Genomic DNA, 8,635 nt, shown 5'->3' on the forward strand with positions numbered 1-8,635 from the left:
CCGGACAGCTCTTCAACGAACAACACGCGTTCACCTCCTTCCCGGCCGAGCCGGCCGTCGCGGCTTGACTTCTTAAGCACGTGAGATGTCTTTCAACTGGCGCTTCCACGCCGCGTGGTCGGTGTGGAGGTCTTGGTCGTAGTGGGACAGACAGGCGTGTTCCAGAGCCCACTCGAAGCCCTCACGGGTGATCTCCACGGCGAGAACGGTTTCCTGGTTTTCCTTGGCGCCCCAGCCGCAGCGGTACATCATCCACAGGAACGACGGTTTGATCCATGTCATCCGGTCCCGTTTCCACGTCACGGGGAATCGGCCGTCCCGCGCCGACGGCAGGCCGATTTCCGGCGCGTACGCCTGGTAGACGGTGACCGTCGAGTCCGTGTACGCCGCTCGAATTCGATGCTTGGGTTCTTTCACGGAGATCAGAGTGGCCGCGTTGTCCCGCGCAGGCCATCGATTTTCCTTGACGTGAAGCCGAGGGAATTTCCGCCGCCGCCCTCACGGGGGATGGCGACGCCCGCAGACTCGCGCCCCCCGAATCAATCCCTCGGTGAACGAATCCCTCAGCTCCTTCAGCCCGTGATCCGTTGGCGATGGGTGCCGCGGGCGGTGGAGGCGTGGCGGGTGGTGGGGGGGGGGCCGGGGGTGAGGTCGAGTTGGCGGATGAGCTGGTGGAAGCAGAGCAGTACGGTCACGGGCGGCAGTCCGGCGACGATGATGCCGGCGGGCGTGGTCGGGGCGTGGATGATGCACAGGGCCATGGCGATGGCGGCGAAAAGGATGATGACGCACCAGGAGTGGACGGTGCGCCGCCGGTAGGCACGGGCGCGCAGGATCGAGAGCGTGGCGGCGAGCCACGGCCCGTACACGAGCAGCGGCCACAACAGCGCGACCCCGCCTGGAGCGACGCCGCTGGCGAGGCCGTGCAGCGCGGGGTACGACGCGGCGGCGCCGAGGATGCCGACGGCGGCCACGAGCGCGGTGGTCAGTACGACGGAGGCCAGGCTGAGCAGCCGCTTCCAGGTGCAGCCGCCCTTGCTGGTGCGGTCGCTCTTTCCGACGCGTCGGAACGGCAGCCGTGCGGTCTTCCGATGGCTGTGCGGGCCGGCGGCGTGCAGGTCGGCGGCGTGCGGGGCAGTGGTGTACGGGCTCGCGGCGGCGTACGTGTCGGTGTCCGGCGCGGCGTACGGGATGTCGGCGGCTACGGGCGGAGAATCCGCGGCGCTGAGCAGATCGGCGATCTCGGCGTCCAGGTACGTGCCGTTCGTCGCGGCGATCGCGTCACAGGCGTCGGCCAGGCTTTCGTGCGGGGCCGCTCCGTTGAAAGCGCCGCTGAAGAGGGGGCCGTCGCCCAGCCCGTACCGCGGCTCGGAGGCCCAGTGCGGGTCGGTGGGCGTGGACTGGAACAAGGGGGAGACATTGGGGTCGTACACGGTGACTCCGTGCTGTGAGGAAGCGGTGCGGACCGGGACCGGTTCGCTCAGACCATGGCCGGCAGGGGCTGGTGCGCGGGCGGCGGGCCCGCGGGCGGCCGAGGGCCTGCGGGCGAGTACGAGTCCGCGGGCGAGTAAGGGCCCGTGGGCGAGTGAAGATCCGTGGGCGCGTGAGGACCGGTGGGCGCGTAAGGACCGGTTGGCGAGGGAAGACCCGTGGGCGAGCGCGGGTCCGTGGTGAAGGTCTGCCCCCACAGGGCGACCCCGATGCGGTCCAGTTCGGCGAGCAGGTGCGTCAAAAGGTCGGCGGAATGCTCCAGTTGGACCTCTTGGCCACCGCATTCCAGGTAGGCGGATGGGGTTTGTCCGTTGCTGCAGGGGGTGGCGGTCGGCTTGAGGAGCCACTTGCCCATGCGGCGAATGGGGTGAGCGTGCGGAGCGGAGGCGTAGGCCATATCGGTCATAACCACTGAAACGATGGTTAACAGTGGTCAGATACCCGCCATTCGGCTCAATTCGACAACGCCTCGGCATGCCCCCGAGTCTGAAGCTGGACCCGGGGGTGCCGAATTCTCAACCCTTCCGAGCTGCGCCCGCCCCGGCCTTCGCTTCCGCGCCCGCCGCGTCGAGCACGGCGGACGCGGCGATGCGCGCCTGGGCGGCGGCGTCCGCACCCAGGAGCGCGGACGTCACCATGGCCCCTTCCACCAGTACGTGCATGCGCTCGCCGACGGCCCGCGGGTCGGCGTAATCCTCGGCGAGCCCGACCAGGTAATCGCGGAACAGCGTTTTGTGCTCCTGCACCGCTTCGGTCACCAAGGGGTGGCTTTCGGCTCCGTTGCCGCCGAGTTCGGCCCAGGCGTTGACGAAGGCGCAGCCCCGGAATCCCGGTGCGTCGATGGCTTCCCGGATGCCGTCGAACGCAGCGAGCAGCCGCGCCCGCGAGCCTGCCGAGGCCGGGGCGGCCCGCTCGACGGACGCGGCCAGTCGCGTGCGCAACTGCTCTCCGTGCGCCGCGAGATAGGCGGCCGCGAGGTGGTGCTTGGACGGATAGAGCTTGTAGAGCCGCGCCAGCGACACCTCCGAGCCGTCCCGGACCTCGGCCATCCCCACCGCGGTGATGCCGCGCTGGTAGAAGAGCTCCTCGGCGGTCTCCAGTACGCGCGACCGCGCCTCGTCGTCGTCCACCCTCAACCTCGGAACCCTCCCGTACTAGAACGCTGGTTCTAGTGTACCGGCGCGGGTCGCGGAGTGAACCATTCGCCGGGCGTCGTGACGAACGGAGTCATTCCGAGTTCGGTCGCACGCTCCTCGAAGCGCTCGACCGCCCGCGGCGTCTCGATGTAGATCGGGGGCTTGTGCAGCGTCCCGTAGTGGATGGGAACCGCGGTGTGCGCGCCCAGGATGTGCGCCGCGACCGCCGCCTCCTCCGGCAGCATCGCGGCGTGGAACGGGCTCGGCGGCTGAAGGTGGGGGAGCTCCACTATCGCGCCGTTGATGGGCACGAACGCGATGTCCACGGGCCCGAACCGGCGCGCGATCGCCCACCAGAACCCGTGGAAGATCGTGTCCCCGCCATGGAAGATACGGACGCCGTCGCACTCGACGACCCAGCAGATCTGCGGATCCCCCAGGCCGTCGATCGACGGCCCCGCGGCGACACGGAACGGCCCCACGGTCCGTTCCTCCCACGCCTGCACGACCTCCGTCGCGATCCCGTGCTCGCGGAAGAGATCCTCCGCCTCGCAAGTCCACTTGAGATCGTCCCCCGAACCGGGAAACGGCTCGGGCCGGTATATCGGCGCCCCCTCGGCCAGCGCCTTCCGGATCGCCACCGGGTCCGCGTGATCCGTATGCAGGTGCGTCACCAGCGCCGCCACGGCCTCCCCGGGGCGGGACGCCTCGGGGAACTTCTCCTGCGAAAACAGCGGCGAAGCGTCCTCGATGAGGTCGATCACCAGCGTCTGCCCCTCATGTTCGAGCTCGACGCCCGCCCATCCCATACGTCGCAGTCGCACAACTACTCCTTCGCGGTGAGCCGGAAACGGGCATGCCGGAGATCGGCAGGCCTCAAGAATGACCGTTCTTAGAACAGTCATTCTGACCCTAGCAGAATGGCCGTTCTGGCTCCGTGTGAGAGGGGGTGGCATGGCCGGAACCGGCCTTCGTATCCGCGACGACGGCACCGATCCCCACGGGCGGGGCCGCGAACGCGGGCGGGGTGGCCTCGCGCCGGGGTGCCGCCAGCGGAATACCCGGCAGGGCGCAGGGGGCGATATCCATGCACGGGGCGACTGACCCCTTCCGCTCTGCGGGCGTGGCGGCATCGAGGCTGGTCGGCTGGTCGATGCTCGTACTCAAAGGGGCTGAGTAGCCGAGTGCCCAAGAGGCGAACATTCGCTCCGGCCGGTCGTGCGGGATTTGCCGCAGGGGGGTTGCCGTCCGAAGTCGTAACAATTATCGTTACGACTGGAACCGGGGAGTGGAGGCCCACGTGAGTGCCAACAGCAGGCTGACCATCGCGACCCACGCCCTGACCTGGATCGGGCTGTACCAGCGGCGCGGCCACGAGGTCGCCACCTCCGAGCAGATCGCTACGAGCGTCAACACCAACCCCGTCGTCATCCGCCGCCTGCTGGCCGAGCTGCGCAAGGCCGGTCTCGCCGATTCGCGGCGGGGGGCGGGGGCGGGCTGGATGCTCGCGCGGGACCTGGCGGAGATCACCTTGCTCGACGTCTACCAGGCGATCGAACCTGGACCGGTCTTCGCCCTGCACCCCGGGACGCCGGACCCCGAGTGCGTCGTGGGTCACGGCATCGGGCCGGCGATGACCGCCGTGTACGACGACGTGGAGGCCGTCCTGCGCAGGGAACTGGCCAAGACCACCCTGGAGGACGTACTGCGGGACATCTTGAAAGCCGCCTGAGTCGAGCCGCCCGAGTCGAGCCGCCTCGCCTCGAACCGTCGATTCCCCCTGGCTGAGGGGGATCGCATCTCACGCTCACTGACGTAACAAAAATGGTTACATCGAAGAATTGGAGAGTCCCATGGGACAACTGGACAACAAAACCGCCCTCGTCACCGGCGCCTCCAGCGGCATCGGCCTGGCCATCGCCCGCCGTTTCGCCGCCGAGGGCGCGACCGTCTATCTGACCGGCCGCCGCAAGGCCGCGCTGGACGCCGCCGTCGAACAGGTAGGCGCCGTCGCGCAGGTAGGCGCGCGCGGCATCGCCGTCCAGGGCGATACCTCGGACCTCGGCGACCTCGACCGGCTCTTCGTCGAGATCGAGAACCGCAGCGGCCGTCTGGACATCGTGGTGGCCAACGCGGGGGTCGGGGACTACGGTCCGCTCGGCGCGATCACCGAGGAGGAGTACGAGCGCACGACCGCGATCAATTTCAAGGGCACCGTCTTCACTGTCCAAAAGGCGCTGCCGCTGCTGACGGCCGGCTCCTCGGTGCTGCTGCTCTCCTCCAGCTCGGCCCTGCGGGCCGCCCCCGGCCTGGGTGTCTACGCCGCCACCAAGGCCGCGATCCGCAGCCTCGCCCGCACCTGGGCCGCGGAACTGGCCGACCGCCGAATCCGCGTCAACGCCCTCACCCCCGGCCCTGTCGAGACCCCGGGCCTGAACGGACTCCTCGCCGCTTTCCCGCACGCCGATGACCCCACCGCGGTCGCCCCCACCGCAGCCGAACCCACCCCGCCGACCCCGCTCGGCCGCCGCGGCCGCCCCGACGAGGTCGCCGCCACCGCCCTCTACCTGGCCGGCGACCAGAGCACGTTCACGACCGGCGCGGAACTGCTCGTCGACGGCGGCGCCACACAGCTCTAGACACAGAAGACCAAACACAGAAGACCAAACACAAAAGATCAAACACAAAGGACAAGAAGGATAGGCGCGATGACAACAGACACCCAGACCTCGCGGACCGTGGCCGAGCAGTTCGTCGAGCGCCTCGGCGAGCAGGACCCCGACGGCATCCAGGAACTCTTCGCCGACGAGATCGACTGGCACGTCCCCGGCAGCGCCGCACTGCCCTGGACCGGCCGCCGCACCCGCCGGGAGGAGGTCGCGCCGTACTTCACCACGATGTGGCCGCACTTCGCCCAGGGCGGGAGCAAGGTCGTACTGGAGCGCGTCATCGTCGACGGCGGTGACGTGGTGCTGCTGGCAGTCTTCACACACACCGTCGCGGCGGGCGGAAAGGAGTTCACCACTCCGGTGGCCATGCACCTCGCGGTCGAGGACGAGCGGATCGTCCGCCTGCACCTGTACGAGGACACGCTGACCGTCGCGAAGGCGTTCAACGCCGCCTGATGCAGTTGACCTGCTGGAACGCCTGGAAGCCCTAGAACGCCAGAAACACCGCACCCTCGGCGTTCCGGCCCGGCCGCGCCCGTCCCGTCCCGTCCCGCGCTGAAGCTCCCTGGAAACCCCCTGTGTCCCTGCGGGCGGGTGCGCACAGGGGCACAGGCGGTTTCCAGGGCCTTGATCTGCCTGCTTCAGGAAGCCGATCCCGGCTTCCAGTCGGGGTGGCCGGGCATCGGGGGAGTCTCGGTGCTGAACAGCCAGTTCCTGAGAACCTTGGCGGCGTCTTCGCTCCCGGACACCTCGCGGGCGGTCTTGATGTAGTCCTCGGTCGAGATCGTCTTGTACTTGTACCGGTCTGCCACCGCCCGTTCGATCTTTTCGAATGTCTGGGGGCCGACCGACTGGCGCAAGGCATAGAGGGCCAGCGCGCCACCCGTACGCTGAGTCATTCCGGTCTTCGAGAAGTCCCCCGGTTTTCCAGGAGCTCCCTCCTCGTTACGGATGCCTTGATCTATTCCGTACTCTTCGCGCATGGCCGCCTCAAGGGCCTTTTCCGAGCCGGGATCCTTCGGGTCGGACGAGTACCACAGCCCGTACAGGTGGGCGTGCCCCTCCGCTAGCCAGAGGTCATCACCGAAGTTTTCCTTCGGGGTGAGTGAAGCGCCGAACCACTGGTGGGTCATTTCATGGGCCATCAGGTAGTCACCGAACTCGTTCCCCTGCTGGGGAATGGGAAGGGTGACCAGTGTCGCGCTCTCGAAGGCTGCGGGGACGAGGGAGGCGAAGGTGCCATAGGTCTTGAACGGGTAGCGGCCCAGCTTCGAGGTGAGCCAGTCCAGCTGCCTGTCGGTGCGGGGGGTGAGCAGGGGCTTGAGCCGGTCGGCTTGATCGGTGGGAACGACATCGCGGACGGTGACGCCGTCCTGCCTGGTGTGGCTGTTGACCTGGGTATAGGGGCCCACCGCGACCTGATTGTCCATCGCGGGCACGGGGTGGTTCAGCCGATAGGTGCGCATGGTGGCACCTCCCGAGACCTCCTTGGTGCTGGTCAGGTCGCCGTTGGCGATGCCTGTGAGGTCCGAGGGGGCCGTGACATGGAAGGTGTAGGTGGCCTTGTCGGTGACATCGTCCTTGCACGGATAGACACGATGCGCTGTTCCAGGGCTCTGCGGCTCGATGATGAAACCGCGGTCGGCCTCCAGCCACGGCATGTGCTGCTGTTTCCCGGGATGCGCGGGGTCATCCGGGTTCTTCCTGGTCACCACGTAATCGACGTGCACCGTAAAGGCGGACCCCTTGGGCAAGGGCCGGGTCTTCACCTTCAGCTTCTCGCCCTGAATCCCGAACTCGGCGGACCGGCCGTCCACCGTGACCTTGCCGACCCGGCCTCCCGCGAAGTCGAGGCTGACGTCCTTGAGGTCTTCGGTGGCCTTGGCCTTCATGGTGGTGGAGCCCGACATGTCTCGCGTGTTGTCCTTGTATTCCAACGACACGTCATAGTCCAGTGCGTCGTACCCCGCGGTGCTCGCCGATCGCCTGTCCTCAGCGAGCGCCGCACTGCTACAGGCCATGGACGCACACAGGCTGAGGGCGCCTGCCAGAAATATGTACCGGGTGCGCTTCATGGCCGTACGGTAAAGGCGCGAAGTGATCAAGCCTCGCTGAGGAAGTCACCGCCGTATGACCGTTCCATGCTGAACATGTGACAGCCAACGCGCTCCACCGACCGGCCAACCCAGAGCCCATGAACGGCCGTTGCGGAATTCCCCCTGCTCACTCAGCACTCAATAACGTTGACGGCGAGCCCGCCCCGAGCCGTCTCCTTGTACTTCACCTTCATGGATGCGGCAGACGGTCGACCTGCGAAGTTCCTCATCCAATGGGCAGCTGACCTGCGAAAACACCGGGAACGCCGCACCCACAGCGTCCCGGCCCGTCCCGCGCTGACGCCCCCTCAAAACCCCCTGCGCCGCGCTCGAACTCCCTGGAAACCCCCTGACGAGAGGGCGGGTGCAGGGGGTCTCCAGGGCTTTGACCTGCCTCGACGGTGATGACTTTCGGTAACGGGCTTGGGCCCCTTGGGGCATCGATCGGGGGAGATCGTCGAGCGAATAGAAGTCGGTGATGGGTCGACATTGTGAGGGCGTCGGCTCCCGAATGTTTTCCCGCGGGGAAGGCGCGTTGGCGAGGAGAACGCAAAGTCGGTCAAGAAGTTCCACCCGGGCGGCGAAACAGCCCCGCGTGCGCGGGGACCACGCCCCGCGTTCCCCGGAGCAGGAGGCCGCGGGGGGTCCAGCCCCGCGTGCGCGGGGACCACCAGACCGACCAACTCCCAGTCCTTGCACTGCCGGGTCCAGCCCCGCGTGCGCGGGGACCACGGACTCGGGAGGGGGGGTGAGGGCCCCAGTGAGGGTCCAGCCCCGCGTGCGCGGGGACCACAACCCCTTGTACCGCTATTGCTTACGTATTGGGGGTCCAGCCCCGCGTGCGCGGGGACCACAGGTGCCGACCTGCAGTTTCATTCCATGAGAGGCCAGATTTTACCCACTACGACAGACTCCGGCATTGCCGCATTGCACTCCTAGATTGCACCTTGCGCCGGTTCGCAGGTCTTGGCGGTCAGGCCGATGCGGTGACGAGTGGAAGGGTAGTGCCATGCGCCACCCGGGGAATCAGTGCCGACCCCTCCGCGACACCCCGGAGGGGTTCAAGCCCCAAACTGCTCCCATGCTCACGAACGAGTGCGGCCTCTTATGAATGGCTTGCCAGAAGCGGATACCGTCAACTACTGCGGCTAGAGATCTTTAATGGTTGAGGTTACGGGGGTTGGAGGTTCAGTCCGGTCTTGGCGAGGTAGCCCTCGACGAGGCCGGCGCGGTGCTGCATTCG

The 8,635-nt window shown here is 67.6% G+C and carries 7 protein-coding genes, 1 pseudogene and 1 CRISPR repeat array; of the genes and pseudogenes, 3 read left to right on the forward strand and 5 right to left on the reverse strand.

Annotation, left to right across the window (positions count from 1 at the left end; genetic code table 11):
* Positions 1 to 90: 90 nt before the first annotated feature.
* From ACFU99_RS23015 to ACFU99_RS23030, 4 genes and pseudogenes are all read right to left on the reverse strand, one after another.
* Positions 91 to 423 (reverse strand): annotated as a pseudogene (locus ACFU99_RS23015) (DUF4291 family protein); the annotation flags it as partial.
* A gap of 149 nt (positions 424 to 572) precedes the next feature.
* The gene (locus tag ACFU99_RS23020; RefSeq protein WP_384394872.1) at positions 573 to 1,433 is read right to left on the reverse strand and encodes a DUF2637 domain-containing protein; all 861 of its coding nucleotides are present in this window, start codon (positions 1,431 to 1,433) and stop codon (positions 573 to 575) included.
* Positions 1,434 to 2,006: 573 nt separating this feature from the next.
* On the reverse strand, positions 2,007 to 2,621 hold the full coding sequence (locus tag ACFU99_RS23025) for a TetR/AcrR family transcriptional regulator (protein ID WP_384394882.1): 615 nt from the start codon (positions 2,619 to 2,621) through the stop codon (positions 2,007 to 2,009).
* A gap of 38 nt (positions 2,622 to 2,659) precedes the next feature.
* Positions 2,660 to 3,451, reverse strand: coding sequence for an MBL fold metallo-hydrolase (locus ACFU99_RS23030; RefSeq protein ID WP_384394873.1), 792 nt, complete (start codon positions 3,449 to 3,451; stop codon positions 2,660 to 2,662).
* Between the two features lie 476 nt (positions 3,452 to 3,927).
* On the opposite strand from ACFU99_RS23030, the gene ACFU99_RS23035 reads away from it, so the two are divergent.
* The 3 genes from ACFU99_RS23035 to ACFU99_RS23045 all read left to right on the forward strand — a co-directional run bounded on the left by ACFU99_RS23035 (position 3,928) and on the right by ACFU99_RS23045 (position 5,752).
* Complete coding sequence (locus ACFU99_RS23035) at positions 3,928 to 4,359, forward strand: Rrf2 family transcriptional regulator (protein WP_384394875.1); 432 nt, start codon at positions 3,928 to 3,930, stop codon at positions 4,357 to 4,359.
* 121 nt (positions 4,360 to 4,480) lie between these two features.
* Positions 4,481 to 5,266: an SDR family NAD(P)-dependent oxidoreductase gene (locus ACFU99_RS23040; RefSeq protein WP_384394877.1), complete on the forward strand. Its 786-nt coding sequence runs from the start codon at positions 4,481 to 4,483 to the stop codon at positions 5,264 to 5,266.
* Positions 5,267 to 5,335: 69 nt separating this feature from the next.
* Entirely contained in the window at positions 5,336 to 5,752 is a 417-nt protein-coding gene (locus ACFU99_RS23045; RefSeq protein ID WP_384394879.1) for a nuclear transport factor 2 family protein, read from the forward strand.
* Positions 5,753 to 5,937: 185 nt separating this feature from the next.
* On the opposite strand, the gene ACFU99_RS23050 is transcribed toward ACFU99_RS23045, so the two are convergent.
* Positions 5,938 to 7,371 (reverse strand): M1 family aminopeptidase, encoded by a 1,434-nt coding sequence (locus ACFU99_RS23050; protein ID WP_384394881.1) that lies wholly within the window; start codon positions 7,369 to 7,371, stop codon positions 5,938 to 5,940.
* Between the two features lie 602 nt (positions 7,372 to 7,973).
* Positions 7,974 to 8,246: a CRISPR direct-repeat array (repeat unit 29 nt; unit sequence GGGTCCAGCCCCGCGTGCGCGGGGACCAC).
* The last annotated feature ends 389 nt before the right edge of the window (positions 8,247 to 8,635 follow it).

The organism is Streptomyces sp. NPDC057654 (assembly GCF_042800135.1).
Lineage (GTDB): Bacteria > Actinomycetota > Actinomycetes > Streptomycetales > Streptomycetaceae > Streptomyces.

Bases quoted from the DNA above. Each gene is read 5' to 3' on its own strand.
- ACFU99_RS23040 (WP_384394877.1), top strand. From the start codon at position 4,481: ATGGGACAACTGGACAACAAAACCGCCCTCGTCACCGGCGCCTCCAGC.
- ACFU99_RS23045 (WP_384394879.1), top strand. From the start codon at position 5,336: ATGACAACAGACACCCAGACCTCGCGGACCGTGGCCGAGCAGTTCGTC.
- ACFU99_RS23050 (WP_384394881.1), bottom strand. From the start codon at position 7,371: ATGAAGCGCACCCGGTACATATTTCTGGCAGGCGCCCTCAGCCTGTGT.